At 52.8% G+C, this 14,864-nt stretch carries 15 protein-coding genes; 3 read left to right on the forward strand and 12 right to left on the reverse strand.

The window, feature by feature from the left end; genetic code table 11:
* Positions 1–63 precede the first annotated feature (63 nt).
* Positions 64–2,010 (reverse strand): macrolide ABC transporter ATP-binding protein/permease MacB, encoded by a 1,947-nt coding sequence (gene macB, locus A6U95_RS11800; RefSeq protein WP_065684630.1) that lies wholly within the window; start codon positions 2,008–2,010, stop codon positions 64–66.
* The gene (gene macA / locus A6U95_RS11805) at positions 2,010–3,119 is read right to left on the reverse strand and encodes a macrolide transporter subunit MacA (RefSeq protein ID WP_065684631.1); all 1,110 of its coding nucleotides are present in this window, start codon (positions 3,117–3,119) and stop codon (positions 2,010–2,012) included. Before macA ends, macB begins: the two co-directional genes overlap by 1 nt.
* 911 nt (positions 3,120–4,030) lie before the next feature.
* Between macA and A6U95_RS11810 the strand changes: the two genes are divergently transcribed.
* Complete coding sequence (locus tag A6U95_RS11810; RefSeq protein WP_065684809.1) at positions 4,031–4,435, forward strand: dTDP-glucose pyrophosphorylase; 405 nt, start codon at positions 4,031–4,033, stop codon at positions 4,433–4,435.
* A 64-nt stretch (positions 4,436–4,499) separates the two neighbouring features.
* Here A6U95_RS11810 and A6U95_RS11815 read toward each other — a convergent pair whose 3' ends face one another.
* From A6U95_RS11815 to A6U95_RS11850, 8 genes are all read right to left on the reverse strand, one after another.
* On the reverse strand, positions 4,500–5,327 hold the full coding sequence (locus A6U95_RS11815) for a hypothetical protein (RefSeq protein ID WP_065684632.1): 828 nt from the start codon (positions 5,325–5,327) through the stop codon (positions 4,500–4,502).
* 79 nt (positions 5,328–5,406) lie between these two features.
* Positions 5,407–5,937, reverse strand: a complete 531-nt coding sequence (locus A6U95_RS11820; protein ID WP_024529105.1) for a fimbrial protein — start codon at positions 5,935–5,937, stop codon at positions 5,407–5,409.
* A 15-nt stretch (positions 5,938–5,952) separates the two neighbouring features.
* Positions 5,953–6,441 (reverse strand): fimbrial protein, encoded by a 489-nt coding sequence (locus A6U95_RS11825; protein WP_024529106.1) that lies wholly within the window; start codon positions 6,439–6,441, stop codon positions 5,953–5,955.
* Between the two features lie 13 nt (positions 6,442–6,454).
* Entirely contained in the window at positions 6,455–6,991 is a 537-nt protein-coding gene (locus A6U95_RS11830; protein WP_230326799.1) for a fimbrial protein, read from the reverse strand.
* Positions 6,992–7,055: 64 nt separating this feature from the next.
* Positions 7,056–7,805, reverse strand: coding sequence for a fimbria/pilus periplasmic chaperone (locus A6U95_RS11835; protein WP_024482983.1), 750 nt, complete (start codon positions 7,803–7,805; stop codon positions 7,056–7,058).
* Positions 7,806–7,813: 8 nt separating this feature from the next.
* Positions 7,814–10,387 carry an outer membrane usher protein gene (locus tag A6U95_RS11840; RefSeq protein ID WP_065684633.1) on the reverse strand — a complete coding sequence of 858 codons (2,574 nt, stop codon included), beginning with the start codon at positions 10,385–10,387 and terminating at the stop codon, positions 7,814–7,816.
* Positions 10,388–10,512: 125 nt separating this feature from the next.
* Positions 10,513–11,049 carry a fimbrial protein gene (locus A6U95_RS11845; RefSeq protein ID WP_065684634.1) on the reverse strand — a complete coding sequence of 179 codons (537 nt, stop codon included), beginning with the start codon at positions 11,047–11,049 and terminating at the stop codon, positions 10,513–10,515.
* Positions 11,050–11,118: 69 nt separating this feature from the next.
* Complete coding sequence (locus tag A6U95_RS11850; protein ID WP_024482986.1) at positions 11,119–11,655, reverse strand: fimbrial protein; 537 nt, start codon at positions 11,653–11,655, stop codon at positions 11,119–11,121.
* Between the two features lie 762 nt (positions 11,656–12,417).
* Between A6U95_RS11850 and A6U95_RS11855 the strand changes: the two genes are divergently transcribed.
* Positions 12,418–12,738 carry a FaeA/PapI family transcriptional regulator gene (locus A6U95_RS11855; protein WP_083196365.1) on the forward strand — a complete coding sequence of 107 codons (321 nt, stop codon included), beginning with the start codon at positions 12,418–12,420 and terminating at the stop codon, positions 12,736–12,738.
* Between the two features lie 116 nt (positions 12,739–12,854).
* A complete protein-coding gene (locus A6U95_RS11860) occupies positions 12,855–13,634 on the forward strand; it encodes a helix-turn-helix transcriptional regulator (protein WP_065684635.1) in 780 nt (259 codons plus the stop codon).
* Between the two features lie 32 nt (positions 13,635–13,666).
* Here A6U95_RS11860 and A6U95_RS11865 read toward each other — a convergent pair whose 3' ends face one another.
* Both A6U95_RS11865 and A6U95_RS11870 read right to left on the reverse strand, forming a co-directional pair.
* Entirely contained in the window at positions 13,667–14,239 is a 573-nt protein-coding gene (locus tag A6U95_RS11865) for a type 1 glutamine amidotransferase family protein (RefSeq protein ID WP_065684636.1), read from the reverse strand.
* Positions 14,240–14,369: 130 nt separating this feature from the next.
* On the reverse strand, positions 14,370–14,795 hold the full coding sequence (locus tag A6U95_RS11870) for an RbsD/FucU domain-containing protein (RefSeq protein WP_065684637.1): 426 nt from the start codon (positions 14,793–14,795) through the stop codon (positions 14,370–14,372).
* Between the last annotated feature and the right edge of the window lie 69 nt (positions 14,796–14,864).

Here is a 14,864-nt window from a genome sequence, read left to right on the forward strand (position 1 = left end):
AACGTTATTGTGCCGAGGGTTCAGCAGTACTCGCGGATCAGGGTGAAATTATGGTTTGGCTGATTATTCCCGTGCCAATGCGTCAATGGGATCCAACCGCGCAGCGCTGCGCGCAGGGAGATAACCGAACACGACCCCAATACCGGTGGAACACAGGAACGCACTCAGCAGAGCCACCGGCGGGAAGTTGATCTGCCAGCCCGGCATCGCCAACTGCACCAGCAAGCCGATGGTGAACGACAGCGCAATCCCTAAAATCCCCCCCACCAGGCAGACCAGCACCGCCTCAATCAGGAACTGTTGCAGAACGTCGCCGGAACGAGCGCCTACGGCCATGCGGATGCCGATTTCTCGCGTTCTTTCTGTTACCGAGACCAGCATGATATTCATCACGCCGATCCCCCCCACCACCAACGAAATCACCGCCACCAGGATCAGGAACAGTTGCAGCGTACGGGTGGTTTTTTCCGCCGTTTGCACCAGGCTATCCATGTTGTAGGTAAAGAAGTCTTTCTTGCCGTGGCGCAGCGTCAATAGCCGCGTCAGTTGCTGTTCGGCCTCCTGGCTGTTATAGCCATCGCGGATACGCACGGTGATCGAATCGAAATAGTCGTTGCCCATCAGGCGATTGGCCATCGTGGTATAAGGCACCCAGACGCTGAGCATCTTACTGCTGCCAAACATGGTTTGCTTTTCCTTGGCCACCCCCACCACGGTCGCAGGCATATTGCCAATCAGGATCACCTCACCCAGCACGTTTTTTTGTTGCGGGAACAGACGGCGCTGGGTGTTGGTATCGATCACCACCGTCTGCGTCTGGGACTCTACCTGCCTGACATCAATAGCCGCCCCCTGAGAAAACTCCATGCCGTACACCCGGAAAAACTGCTCGCTGACGCCCGCCACATTAGCCGCCACATCAATATTGCCAAAGCGCAGACGCATGCTGCTGCGAGTCATGGGAGAAAGCGCGCTGATATAAGGTTGTGCATGCAATGCGCTCAGATCGTCATATTTCAACGCCTGGCGGAGGGTTGGGTCATCGTCACCAAAGTCTTTGCCGGGATAGACGTCCACGGTGTTGGTGCCGATGGATTTGATCTCGGCCAATACCTGCTGTTGGACTGCATCACCTATCACCAGGATCGAGATCACCGAGGCAATGCCGATAACGATCCCCAGCATGGTCAATAGGGTGCGCATCTTGTTGGCCGCCATCGCCCACCAGGCCATCGACAACGCCTCCCGGAAACGGTCGGCCATCTGCTGCCAGGAAGGGGCTGGCGTGGCCAGCTCCAACAATTTGGCCTGTGGTTTGCCCTGCGCCTGTGGCCGAGAGTCGCCAATGATTTCGCCATCATGGATTTCGATAATCCGTTCGGCTTGCTGCGCTACCGCCGGATCGTGGGTAACGATGATCACGGTGTGCCCCTGCTCGCACAGCTGCTTGAGGATCGTCATCACCTCTTTACCTGAGTGGCTATCGAGCGCACCGGTTGGCTCATCCGCCAGGATCACCTGGCCACCGTTCATCAATGCCCGCGCAATACTGACACGCTGCTGCTGCCCACCGGACAGCTGGCTTGGCCGATAGGCGATACGTTCCCCCAACCCCAGGCGTTGCAGCAAGGCCGCCGCCCTGGCATGCCGTGCCGAGTTATTCATCCCAGCGTAAACGGCAGGCACCTCCACGTTATGCGCCGCGCTCAGATGTGGCAGCAAATGATAACGCTGGAAGATAAAGCCGAAATGCTCGCGCCGCAGCTGAGCCAATGCATCGCTATTGAGTGTGGCCACGTCCTGCCCGGCCACGCGGTAAATGCCGCTGTTGGGTTTGTCCAGACAGCCGAGAATGTTCATCAGCGTCGATTTACCGGAGCCGGAAGCCCCGATGATCGCCACCATCTCACCGGCATCTATCCGCAGGCTGACGTTTTTCAATACCTCCAGGGTTTGATCGCCGGATTGATAACTACGCCGGATATCACTCAGTTCCAACAGTGCGGCCATCAGCTGTCCTCCACGCCGCCGCGGCTGACAATCACCTCTTCACCGGCAGTCAATCCACTGACAATTTGCACATCCAGGTTGTTACGCATGCCGATCGTCACCTCCCGCAGCTGTTTCTGGCCCTGTTGCAGCACCGCAACGTGGTAACGGTTATCGGCGATCTGCTCCCCTAACGCTACCAGCGGAATCACCAACGCATCGCTGGCACCAGCCAGCTGAATGTGCACCTGCGCGGTCATTTGCAGACGTAGCAATCCCTGCGGATTGGGCACTTCGAAACGCGCGTAATAAAAGATGGCGTTATTGACCTTCTCTGGGGTGGGTTGGATGTCTTTCAGCACGCCCTCAAAGCGTTTGTTCGGATCGCCCAGCACGGTAAACCAGGCTTTCAACCCCGGCTTGAGGTGGATCACGTCCGCCTCGGAAACCTGGGCCTTCACCAGCATGGTACTCATGTCTGCCAACGTCAGAATGTTGGGGGCCTGCTGTGCGGCGATCACCGTTTGGCCCTGAAAGGTGGTGATCTGCACCACATCACCGTCCATCGGCGCTTCAATGCGGGTATAGGCCAGATTGATCTTGGCGGTATCCAGGCTGGCCTGATTTTTGGCGATCTGCGCCCGGGTGTTTGCCACCTGCGCCTTTTTCACCGCCAGCTCGGTGGTCAATTTATCCAGATCCTGGCGCGATACCGCCTGTACCTTGGCCAGTTCGCGGTTACGCTGCAAGGTGACCTCTGCCAGTTGCAGCTCCGCCTGCGCCTGTTGCAGCTGGGCTTGCAGTTGCTGTAGCGTGGCCTCGCCTTCGCGAATGCTGTTTTGTGCCTGTTGGGGATCGATAATGCCGAGCAGTTGGCCTTTTTGCACCTTATCGCCAATCTCGACCTTCAGGCTCTCTAGCTGTCCGCTGACCTGAGCCCCCACATCAACCTTACGTACCGCATCCAGTTGGCCGGTCGCCAAAACGTTCTGTTGAAAATCACGCTGGGTAACCTTAACCGTTTTAAACTCCGCAGGTAGAGGTTGGCTGAAATGCCAATAGACCAGCATAGCAATTGCTACTAAAGCGCCTCCCCCTAGCAGCCTACGTTTTGTTCGTCCTTTTAACATATGAATATTTTTCCCTAGCTATTTCGTCTATTCCTGCCAATTTCTAGCCGCAAAGCCGCCATCGAATTAAACCATCATGTGAATCCATAAATCCCCACCAAGGCTAATATGTGCCGCGAACCTATTATTGATATTACTTATAGATTCCTTCTACTTCATAATGTATAAGATATAAATAAAACCATTTACCCACACTTCGGAAATGGCTTTTATCAAGGCACAATGGCGCAGGCCGGATAGCAAAGCCACTGTTCCCCTAATCGTGTGCCAAACCTGTAGTGGACCAAACCTGTAGTGAGCCAATACGTTTAAATTGACATGAGTTATAATAGAACTGATTGAAATTTTGAATGACAACTATTATTGATTAATTTTTCTGATAGTTCAAATGGAATTTTCCCTCTAGACACCCAATCAGCCCTGCATTTATTAGCGAATATTCTTAACAATTAAGTTATTACCTAACAAAAAATGAGAAGTATCTTAACCAAATTTAAGATGGCATGACTACCTGTCGCATGACTGGAGAATTGAGTTATTCACGCAGATTATTTATTGCCGTTCATTCTTAATGATCAAGTTATTACTTAATATAAAACGGGAAATATCTTAATTAAATTTAAGACAACATGACCAAATGTCGCGTAGCCGCAAAATTGAGTTATTCAGACAGATTATTCTTGGCGCCATCGTGTTGGCACCCTTGATGCCAACACGATGCAGACCTCAACCAAGCATTTAGTTTAGGCAAAAGCCCCTTGAGAGGGCCAACAAGAGTGAGCTGAATCCCGTTTTTCAAATTATCTGGCACCGGCTCTTGCTTGAGAGACAAAAAAGGAGGTTTGGTAGAGAGGATGTTCAGTGGGATCAAACTAACGCTCCTGCGGCAACTCCAGACAAAGGCTGATCCAATGACAGACTTATCCTCTTCGCCTAATACTCTCGCGATGCCAGAGATCACCGGGGTCACCGTACCTCATGACGGCCTGCATTACCTCAAACCGGAGCTATTACTGGATTTTATCAGCGTGACGCCTCGGCCACTGGTATCCATAACGCCGGTGGCGGTGCTGTATGCCTCGATTGGCGTTTTGCAACGAATTGACCTGCGGAAGATCCCGGTCGCTATCAAAGGGCGGGTCATTTACCCCATTTGCCCCCAGTCCCTACCCAACCTGCGGGCCAAATTGGTGATCAATGGACCACTGAAGAAGGTTAAGTTTCAGGGAAGCCTCATCCCGGTAACAGAATCTCAGTCGGTAAAAAACATGACGCTCATTGGCGTGGCGCTGGAGTTTACGGTGCGAAAGACCTGATGATTGGATTAAACGGGCGCAGCATGCGGTTGCTTCAACCGCATGCTGCGCCCGATATCAGTCACTAAGGCATAGTCAGTATTGCGGTGGCCGAACCGAAGAAGTCCCCGGCTTCAACGGTACCCACTTTAGTCAGCGTAGACATAAACTCCAGCGGCATCTTGGTCGCTGCTAAAGCATGGATCCTGACCCCGGTAGAGCCACTCACCCCACCTATGGTCAAGCGGGTTTGCAGGCTACCGTCGCTTCTGAGATTGACCATACCGTTTCCGGCCGACCCTGCAAGGTAAACCATCACGTCCATTGTTTGCGTGCAACGGATATAACCTGTCTGCCGCGCCTGATGCCCTTCAATATCCCTAAGTTGAACCTGACCATGGGTCAGTTCAATGCTGGTTTCGGTAAATTCACATTTACCCACCGGCGGTGGTACGATCCCGCATAAGCTACTGGGCATCATTCTGCTGCCACCTGCATCTGTGGTCCCGGTGGTCGTTTTAAAGTACATCCCAACGCATTCCTGCGTCACTGCTGGGCCAACGTGATTCTGGGTTCCACTGCGCGGTAGCGAATACTTACGCTGAAAAGCCGCGCCCACATCGCCTACCGTCCGCAAAGTCTGGATGCCATCAAGATATTCCATACCATCAGAAACACCAGGGCCAGCCTCTCCAGCATCACTGTGCCGGTGGCCAATAAATACCGTACATTGCCCCCACCCGTAACACGGATTTGGTGTCGCATCAACGGTATCCCAGTATTCAATAGTCCACCAATATTTGGCGTTCTCGGGCGTGCCCTCACTACGGGTAATATAAGAATAAATCGCGCTATTGGCGTTATAGGCCGTCAGCAACATGACGGCTAAAAGCATCACTCTAATGGCTTGCATAAATACCCCTGTGATCATCCCTTATCTACCGCGGACTCATTAGCCACGCCGTCGATTTCAGGGTAAGCCGTATTACGGGCTACTCGTATTCCAATAAAAACGTCGCGCTGGCGGTAAAGTCGCCAGGGTTAATGGTTTTTTGGCTAATTGCATCGGGTTCACCCTGCACATAGGTCCGCAGGCTGATGGTATTATTGCCCGAGATCAGCCCTTGGTTATAGCTGCCGGTATTGATCGCGACCTTATTTCCCTGTTGCGTTTCAATACCGATACCAATACCGCTGGTCTGGCTCGCCCCGGATATCGCCAGCAGACCGTTCAGCCTGCTATTTTCCGTACCGGAAAAGGTCAGCTTCACCATATTCCCCAGGCTAAGATCGCAATCATCAAGATGTAATACCAATGGCACCCCTAGCGTGCGGGTGTTGATATAAAGATATTTCTCAACGATCGAGCCAAAATCGATATTGATATTTTCATCCGTGACTCGCAATGTGCAAGGGTCAGCCACCAGAGCGCCTCTAAAGCGTACATTATCAACCGCCTGGGATACGCTGGATAAACCGCCAAGCCCTACAGCCAGGGATATTAACAGTGCCGAAAATCGCATGATAGTTCCTCCCTGTTATTGATAATCAGCCTGCAGCGTTGCCGTTGCTTCAAACGCGCCTTCCGTTAGAACTATGCCGACCTGCTGCACCGGCACGGCTTTAAGCTGGGGTCTACTGGACGGCGTAATGGTTATTTCACTGCCAAGAACAAAGGGTTGACCGTCACGCAGAATTTTAATCCCCAGCCCATTAATATTGGTTTGCACCGCGGCGTTATCAAAAGAAATGGGGTTCCCCGTAAGCTTCAATTTCAACGCCCAACCATGGGTATTTGGCTCACAAACCAGATCATAATTAATGTTCTGCATATAGTTAACGCCATCCACTTTTTTGACACCCACCTTAAGGCCAAAATCAACGATGATATTATTGCCGCTGTTAATGCTACAAGGAGGTGGCTCGAGCAGCGTTCCTCGAAATTTCATATCGCCCCCTGCGGCAAATGCAGTAGATACAAGGCCACTTAAACCCGCAGCCAGTAGGGATAACAGTAGAATTCGCATGTCTTATGCTCCCTTACTGGTAATCAATTAATAACGTTGCGGAGGCGGTAAACTCGCCCCCCGTCAAGGTGGCCCCGCTACGCTTGACCGGCACCGCATACAGTACCGGCTGATTGGGATAGGTGTAGTTAAACCAGGTATTGATATTTAACCGTTGCGTCCCATAGTACAAAGCGATACCCAAATCGCTTTTATTGGTGCTCAAAAAGCCGGTCCCAAAGCCCGCAGTGCCGCCCTGAATGCTCATTTTCAGATCGTTGGATTTCTGGATGTCACAATTCAGGCTATAGACAATGGTCTGCTTATAGTTGACGCCATCAATCCGGGTAGTCATCACCTCATCGCCAAAGTCCACCCGAATGGTTTGATTATTATTAATCGTACAGGGCGGTGGCAGTATAACGGTTCCCCTGATATTCACTGGCATCGCGCTGACCGGAAAGCTGGTCAGCACGACACTGAATAGCGCCCCGGCAAGACAATAGCCTGAAGCCCTCGATCTCATGCTCCCCCGGCGATGCTTACCAGGAACAGGATAATATTGTTGCATACGTTCTCTCCTTGCAGACCTGACCCCGCGCCCTCTCCCTGTAACCTGGCACGACCGGTTTCAATTAACTCTTCTTCGCCGGTTCCACCTGGCAGTCCGATCCGCCGCAACGGAACGTCAGCACTGGGCGGCCGCCATAATCGTTGACGTAGGTCAGCACTGGCGATCCTCCTAATACCGACGCGCTGATACCTAAAGGAGCACTGCTTTTCGGCTCCAGCATCAGCGGCTCAAAACCCGTGGCGCTGACGCCTTTTCTGCTACCCGCATCCACCAGCGTCACGTAGTACGGCGTCGGGTTGTTCACCACATACTTGTCGCCCTGCTTGGTCAACGTAAGTTGGTCCTGCCACGGTGTCGCCATCTCGGTGACCGTTTTCACCAGCGCTTTTGGCCGATAGAACAGTTTGATGCGCGTCTGCAACGCCAGTTGCAAGGTGTTAGCCTTGTCACTCTTCGGCGGGATTTCACGCAGGTTGAAGTAGAACAACGTTTCCCGATCCTGTGGCAGTTGGCTCAATACCGGTAAGGCCTGTACCTTCACCTGGCTCTTGGCACCTGGTTCGATGCGCTGTACCGGCGGCAGTACCGTTAACGGACTGGTCACCTTGTTGCCCTTGGTATCCTCTATCCAGCCCTGCGCCAGATAGGGCAATTGCGGGTTGTCATTGTTGACGCTCAGGCTGACCGACTTATCGCCGCCAGGAAAGATGATCCGGGTACGATCTAGCGCGATCGCCGCCTGGGCCTGCGTGGTCAGCGCGCACAGTAAGGTTGCGGCGACCAGCGCCATCCCCGTATTGGTTTTCGTCATTTCGTATCTCATTGTATTGTCTCAGCCTTTTTCTGTATTGCGGCCAGGTCTGTGGAGTCTTTTTTCGCGGTTATCGCCCGGCAAGGCAGCAAGAGTTCAGCCATGCCGTTCGCTGGCAATACCGCCGGTAATGTCAGTTCACACTGTGCCTGTTCATCCCAGTGAACCGTCATCGTTTCACCGCGCTCAATACCACTCAGGTATACGCTGCCGGCGTCGCTGACGATCCCCACATCGCGTTTTTTCAGGTTCTGCACCGTCGCCCCGAACGGCGGCATCGTGCCGTCTGCCAGACGGATCACCGCCATGGCCTTCTCACCCGCTATCACGTCAAACCGGCGATAGCCGATCGCGCCTTCCGTCAGCGTGGCCTGCACCACCGACTTCATCGCTTCAGCGTTATCCGGCAGCTTATCCAGATCGATATTCACCCGATTGCGGTAATAGCTGTTCATGTCAGCCACCACGGCTTTGCCGTAGCGGTTGGTGCGCACTGGGGCTCCGTAGTTACGGATCGGGATATTGGCTACACCATCGGTGTCAACCAGCAAACGGGTTCCGCCCGGAATAGCGACCCGGTGCATCGCTGCACCTTCCGCCGTCGCCGTTACCCCGCCCTGCAATGCCAACCCCACCGTGCTGTAGCTCCCGGATTGAGCACTGGCGGTGGCGTTAATCTGCGCCCAATCCGCCTCGTGGCTATAGAAACCACTGGCCAATGGCCCTTTGCGAGTAAAGCCGGTGCTCACCTGATAGCTGCCACGATCCCCGACCCGGTCTGAGTAGCTGACCCGATGGGTGTTGTCATTGCTATCCAGCGTGCCGCTGTAGCTCATCGAACCGCTGTTACCCCACGGCAGAGACAGTGACAGGAACACCCCGTCGTCATTCTGTCCGTTGTACTGGTTGCGGTAGCCGGTCATCGACAGGCTGAGGTTCTTGAAGCGGCCAATATCCATGTAGCGCATCAGCGACAGGCTATAACGATCGTTAGCGTCCCGATCCCAATAGGTCTGGTGGTCATAGTTCAGGTTGGCCGTCAGCCCTATATCGCGGAATTGCTGGCTGTAGGACACCGTGTACATCTCTTTGCTGCTCTGGCTGCGGGTTCCGAGGTTACGTACCTCCAGGAATTCCCCCATCGACATAAAGTTACGTTCCGAGAAGCGATAGCCGGCAAAGGTCACCTGGCCACCAATCTGGTCAAAGTTCTTCGAGTAGCGCAGACGATAGGATCCCCCGCTTAGCGTGTCGCCTTGCGGCAAATTCGCCCGCGACTGAGTCACGTCAAACGACAGAGCACCAAACGCCATCAGGTCACGGCCAATCCCCACCGCCAACGCGTTGTACTCGTCACCGGCCACCACGCCACCACCGAACAGTGACCAACCATTGCTGACGCCCCAAGAGAATTCACCGCTTCCAAATAGCGGCCCTTGCGTACGGTGCCGCCAGTCTGTTGGCCGCCCGCTCGCCAGCTTGTAGCGCACCATTCCCGGCCGGGTCAGGTAAGGAATGCTCGCCGTACTGATAGTGAACGCTTGCACGCTGCCGTCCTGCTCTTCGATCCGCACGTCCATCTGCCCCGATACCGCGTTGCTCAGATCCTGAATACGGAACGGGCCAGCAGGCACCAGGGATTCATACAACACCCGCCCCTGCTGGCTGACTACCACACGGGCGTTGGTACGCGCCACGCCGCTCACCTCTGGCGCATAGCCGCGCAGGTTCGGCGGCAGCATCGCGTCGTCACTCACCAGGCTTAGCCCGGTGTAACGGAAGCTGTCGAAAATGTCGGAATTGAGGAAGTCTTCACCCACCGTCAATTTGGCCCGGAGCCGCGCAATCGCCCGGTAAGCGGTATACTGTGTCCACTCAAAGTTGCGCTGGCTGGACTGCCCAGAGCCGGTTTGATGGTCAATCTGCGTCTGCCAACTGGCACGCAGCCGCCAGCTTCCCGCATTGGCGCCCACCACCCCGTTGCCGCTCAGGTTATAGCCTTTCTCGACGCTGTCGTTTTGATCCTGACGTTGGCTCTGAGCATTGAGGTTGTAATCCAGCAGCAGCCCGGGAATACCGTTATCCCAGCGTGCAGGTGGATCCCAATCGGGAGAGCTGTATTCCAGGTAAGCCTGCGGAACGCTGAGATAGAGTGTGTTGCTGCCCAGCTCGGGGCGCGCCGTCATGCCCTCGAGGCTACCGATCACCAGGCATTGCCCGTTGTGCCACCAGGCCAGATCGCGGGTAAATTCCTCTTTCAGCCCCATTTGTTCCACCAGAGCGGCAGACAAACAGGCTTCGGTCACGTTTGGATCTTTGTCCGTGGGATAAAATGGGATCGTCTGTTCAGGCAGTTCTTGCTGGTTAACGTTAATCAGCAGGCTGTATTCACCCGGCATCACGTAACCACTGCGGGAAAAACGTCCCAAATCGATATTGCCGCGCTCCTGAACATCGAGCACGTCGGTATTGAATTCGATGGGTTTTGCGGCAGAAACCTGGCCATTCACCAGTGCCAGCGCAATCAACAGCGGCAACAAGCGGGTGCGCGGAACCTGTACTCCTACAAGTGGGGTGCTCATCATCCATTGACCTTTATGCGTTAAAACTTTCCCGGGCGTTATGGTTGTTATTAAAGGGAATACCCTGCCGGGGAAGTCAATCTGTCTAGGCGTGCTGACTATCCGTTATCATGTCAGCCTGCAGCTCAGTGATATTCCAGTTGGTAGCGCACTTGAGCGCTATAGGTGCCCGTCTGCAACGGCTGGTTGTTGGCGACCATGCGTGCGCTGTAATTCAGCCGCATTTCTTTGCCCTGCAACACCGGCGTCTGCGGCGGCAACTCCTTACCTGGAACGGCCTCATTCCCCAACGCATCGTTCAGCACCAGCGCTACGCCGCGTGCCTCCCCCTCAACACCGAAGTGCCCATCCTCATTGCGGCCGTCAAACGTGACGCGAAAGTGCTGCTTGCCCAGAATGTTATTGTTGCTGTGCTTAAGCGTGCAGTTGACCAGCCGGATACTGAATGGCCGCGACAATGACTGACTGTCATTAACAATCCGATCAAAGGGCAGCGTGCCCATATCAACGGTCTGGTCTCGGCTGGTGGTGTCAATATCACAGGCGGTGGCGACTATCGCCCCGTTCATGCTGAGCTGGCTGCCCCCCCAAACCGGCAGTGCAGTAGTCATCGCACCCACCAGTAAAAACAACGAGGTAGCCGTAAAACTATTCACCGACATCCCTGGCTCCCGTAATCAACAAGAACAGCAAAAACTGCATGCGGAAACCGCATGCAGTCACACCGACTATTAGTTGTAAGCCAGGGTAAAGTTAGTGGTCGAGGTGAAGTCACCTTCCTCGATATCCGCCAACGTGGTACCGGCATGCCCTTGCAGATAGGCAGAGAAGCTCAGAGTGTTGTTACCAGCGATCAGGTTCTGGACGGTAGTCGCAGTACCCAGGGTGATCGGTTGGTTAGAACCATCAAACATCGCGATGCTTGCACCTTTTGCTACGCCAGTGATGGCCAGCAAGGTGTTGGTGGTGCCAGTTGCGCCGCCATTTGGACCAGCGAAGGTGACCTGTACCTTGTTCTTGCTAGAGATATCGCAACCTTGCAGTTTGATATCGAAGTTCAGAACGCTGGATTTACCGCCGTTCACCAGAGCCACATTCGCCACCTGGCCAAAGCTCTTGGTTTGATCAAGGCTTTCTGGAGCGATAGAGCAAGGTGCATCAATGATTTTACCTTCGAAATTTACCTTGCCCGAACCCGCATCAGCATTTGCCAAAGAGACCATACCCAGAGACAGAACCGTAGCCAGCGCAATGTTAGTCAGTTTCATGTTTTCTTTATCCTTAAAACGTTAATTTAACGAGAAATCCAGACATACCTAGCCCGACACAATTAAAACGGTGCCTATCAGAACAACGCTGTTTTATTTGGCGGTCATTGATATACCTGGCAGCATCCTTTCATTTGGTATAAAAGAAGGCATCCCTTTCCTTCCCCTTTTATTTGCGAAGGGGCAGCTCACCAGAAAAGACAAGGCTCTCCCGGCGCTTCATCCGATGAATAAAGCGAATTATTAAAATACAACTTTATACGACAGCCCTGAATAGATAGAATTTCAACCATAAAGCAGCCACACACCAACTTTTTCATTGACCTGGGTATTTATGATAAGATAATTCTCAGGCCCTTCCATCGGACAACCTCATCTCCTGTCGCCAAAAAATTATTGCAAATACCTCTAATTTTTGAAAGTGTTGTTTTCCAAACAGAGCAATTTCGCCATAAAAACCTTATTTATATGCAAGAATATTCTTATTGCGACGACTACGGTCGCAAAAACGAATTACTTAGTATTTTATGCTGCAAAACGCGATATTTGCGAACTCATTGATCGTAAATTTGGTTTTCACGAAACAATAGTCCATGATAGCTTAGAATGGTAAACTGACGCCTCATAAGGAAGAAATGGGGGTTATGATTCTGACAGTATTCCCCTGTGATCACCTAGAAAAGTTAGCAACAAAAGCCAGCAGCATAGGATTATTCCATTTCGAATAGCACCCATCAAGACGCATTAAAAGGAGGTAGTGACATGTCTTATCGCACCAATAAAGAAAGGGAAAAGCAGCTAAATAATGTTTTTATTGCTCTACAAACCCTTTGCAAGCGCGACATTCATCACACAGGCGTTCCCCCACAGGTTCAATGGCCCAAGACACGGGAAATCGCAGAATACTCCGAGACAACAATATACCTTGCTCGTTACTATCTGCTGCGATTAGTGGAAAACAAAAAAGCTTATGTTACCTCTGGCGCTCTCAATAACAGTTTACGCTGGTATATTGCTGAACCATCGCCATCACCTAAGCATCATGAAAAAAAGGAAGCACAGCCCGTTGCGGTGGAAGGCTAAATAGGTCTATCTCCCTTCTGACTTGTGTTTGATTTTTTCTACTGACATTTATCTATCCCGTGTCTGCCGCGGTGCTCCACGTAAGGCAGACACGCCGGTTGAAAGGAACTCATGCCATGAAACAACCTCTGTCCATCATGATAATCGATGCTGATCGTTATTTTACCTATGGTCTGGGCTTGGGGCTGCAAGCCTATTTTCAGGCCCGTCAGCAGGACATCCGTCTGCTTGAGGAAACACAGGTTGGCAGCGATATCGACATCATTTTCCTGGGCGATCTGGTCACTAGCTACCCATGGCATTACCGCTTACATCAGCGGAAAAATCATCCGATGGTGTTCTTTATCACCGAGCAGGGGCGCAACAAAAACCAGCTCAAGCCAAGGGTGCATTGCGAACAATGCCATACCAGGGCGCTGTACCGGCACCAGCCAATATCCTCATTATACGAGCGGTTGGATAGCGTGCTGTTTTCGCCCTTTGCGTCGCCAGCAGCGCCCAGCTACGATTGCACATGTATGTCTCCGTTGACGTCGCGCGAAGAGGAGGTTTTGCGCTGCATACACATGGGAATGAATGGGCAGGATACCGGCAACTATTTGCAAATCAGCAATAAAACCGCCAATGCCCATAAGCAGAACGCCATGCGCAAGCTCAATTTCAGATGCAATCAGGAGCTGTATCAATGGCTGCTGCAGGGGGGAGGACACTATCTGAACGAACGGTCGTCAATCAATCTGCCACGTTTGCCACCGCGACCAAAGGTGCCCGCAGAAACCAGTCTCATCTCTCCGGCACAGTTAATGGGACGGCAGAGAAAAGACCGCCCTTATACTGCCTTGTCTACGCACAAACAACCAGACACCCTCGGCCAGAGAGAGCCTGTCTCCACGTGAGGTGGCTCTCGGAGGTTATTTATAACAGTGGACTAGCCTGGCTTGCGGTGTTCCGCAGCATGCATCGCAAGATAGGCATTGAGGTTGTCATCCCCCAGACCCAGAGTACGCATGATTGCGGCCATAAAGCTGACCGGTGCAGTACCCGGTGCCGTGATAACGCGCCGATCGGCGATGGCATAGGGCACATCCTGATAGTATTGCGCACCGCCATAGTTCAGGCTCAACAGGTTTTCTGCCGAATTGGAAGTATGGCGGACCGCATCAAGCACGCCCGCCTGCGCTAAAACGCGAGTGCCATCGCAAATCCCGGCAACGATAGCGTTACTTTGATAAGCCGCAGCAACCAAGGCGGTGATATCCGGCGCCTGTGCGGTTTGCCAGATAGTGCCCCCGCAGACAATCAACAGATCGACTTCATCAGGTTGAATGGCTTCTATTGCCAGATGGGGGGAAACCAACATGCCACCTGAAGAGGTGACCTGGGCTGCGCCAGGTGTGGCAAAACGGCAGTCAAAACCGTAGTACCCACGCCCCGTCGAATTGATCAAAGCGGTTTCCCAATCGGAAAAGTTGTCAGTCAGGAGGGTAATAGCACGTATCATCGGAGTGTCCTTGTCAGTATTAGGGGCAATTTTCAGGATTTTCCTACCCACAAAAACCAAGAATAACCTGCACTGTTGACAGTTTCTGTCAGTAGCCAACAAAGGCCACTCCCACAAAGATAACCCGCATTCAATCAGCCAGCGAAACCGGTGCCACGGTCAGCAGCAGGTTGGCAAAACGCCGCATCTCACCGCTGGCGATAACCAGTAATGTCTCCTGTGATTTTGCCGCATGATAGAAAGCCTCTCGGTTGAGATAATCGATGGGGCAACCCTCAGGCAGCAGTTGCTGATATTCGGTAGCAATGGTGTTGGTGAAACCTTGCGGCCAGGCCATCATTGAGGCGTGTTCCACATTAATGTGCTTGAGCACCTTTGCTAATATCACGCTACTGGCAATCATTCCGGGAGCAAGGTTCAGATAGACAATCGTGGCCTCTTTCGACGAATTGGTGACGAAAGAATAGTTACCATCGGCGATGAGGATCTGGGTTTTATGACCGCACAGCGCCAGGGTGCCCAACAGTTGCGGATGAATAATGTCGGCTTTGATCATAGTGTTTTCCAGTAGGGAAGACAGGTGGGCGCAGCATGCAGCGCCCCTACGTAGTGAATCGGTTGCGGT

The sequence above is a fragment of the Serratia sp. 14-2641 genome (assembly GCF_001692375.1).
GTDB lineage: Bacteria > Pseudomonadota > Gammaproteobacteria > Enterobacterales > Enterobacteriaceae > Chania > Chania fonticola_C.

Excerpts from the sequence above, each read along its gene's own strand:
- A6U95_RS11810 (WP_065684809.1), top strand. The coding sequence starts at position 4,031 with ATGACAGACTTATCCTCTTCGCCTAATACTCTCGCGATGCCAGAGATC.
- A6U95_RS11825 (WP_024529106.1), bottom strand. The coding sequence starts at position 6,441 with ATGCGAATTCTACTGTTATCCCTACTGGCTGCGGGTTTAAGTGGCCTT.
- A6U95_RS11860 (WP_065684635.1), top strand. The coding sequence starts at position 12,855 with ATGAAACAACCTCTGTCCATCATGATAATCGATGCTGATCGTTATTTT.
- A6U95_RS11835 (WP_024482983.1), bottom strand. The coding sequence starts at position 7,805 with ATGACGAAAACCAATACGGGGATGGCGCTGGTCGCCGCAACCTTACTG.
- A6U95_RS11815 (WP_065684632.1), bottom strand. The coding sequence starts at position 5,327 with ATGCAAGCCATTAGAGTGATGCTTTTAGCCGTCATGTTGCTGACGGCC.
- A6U95_RS11840 (WP_065684633.1), bottom strand. The coding sequence starts at position 10,387 with ATGAGCACCCCACTTGTAGGAGTACAGGTTCCGCGCACCCGCTTGTTG.
- A6U95_RS11850 (WP_024482986.1), bottom strand. The coding sequence starts at position 11,655 with ATGAAACTGACTAACATTGCGCTGGCTACGGTTCTGTCTCTGGGTATG.
- A6U95_RS11830 (WP_230326799.1), bottom strand. The coding sequence starts at position 6,991 with ATGCAACAATATTATCCTGTTCCTGGTAAGCATCGCCGGGGGAGCATG.
- macB (WP_065684630.1), bottom strand. The coding sequence starts at position 2,010 with ATGGCCGCACTGTTGGAACTGAGTGATATCCGGCGTAGTTATCAATCC.
- A6U95_RS11870 (WP_065684637.1), bottom strand. The coding sequence starts at position 14,795 with ATGATCAAAGCCGACATTATTCATCCGCAACTGTTGGGCACCCTGGCG.
- A6U95_RS11820 (WP_024529105.1), bottom strand. The coding sequence starts at position 5,937 with ATGCGATTTTCGGCACTGTTAATATCCCTGGCTGTAGGGCTTGGCGGT.
- A6U95_RS11865 (WP_065684636.1), bottom strand. The coding sequence starts at position 14,239 with ATGATACGTGCTATTACCCTCCTGACTGACAACTTTTCCGATTGGGAA.
- macA (WP_065684631.1), bottom strand. The coding sequence starts at position 3,119 with ATGTTAAAAGGACGAACAAAACGTAGGCTGCTAGGGGGAGGCGCTTTA.
- A6U95_RS11845 (WP_065684634.1), bottom strand. The coding sequence starts at position 11,049 with ATGTCGGTGAATAGTTTTACGGCTACCTCGTTGTTTTTACTGGTGGGT.
- A6U95_RS11855 (WP_083196365.1), top strand. The coding sequence starts at position 12,418 with ATGTCTTATCGCACCAATAAAGAAAGGGAAAAGCAGCTAAATAATGTT.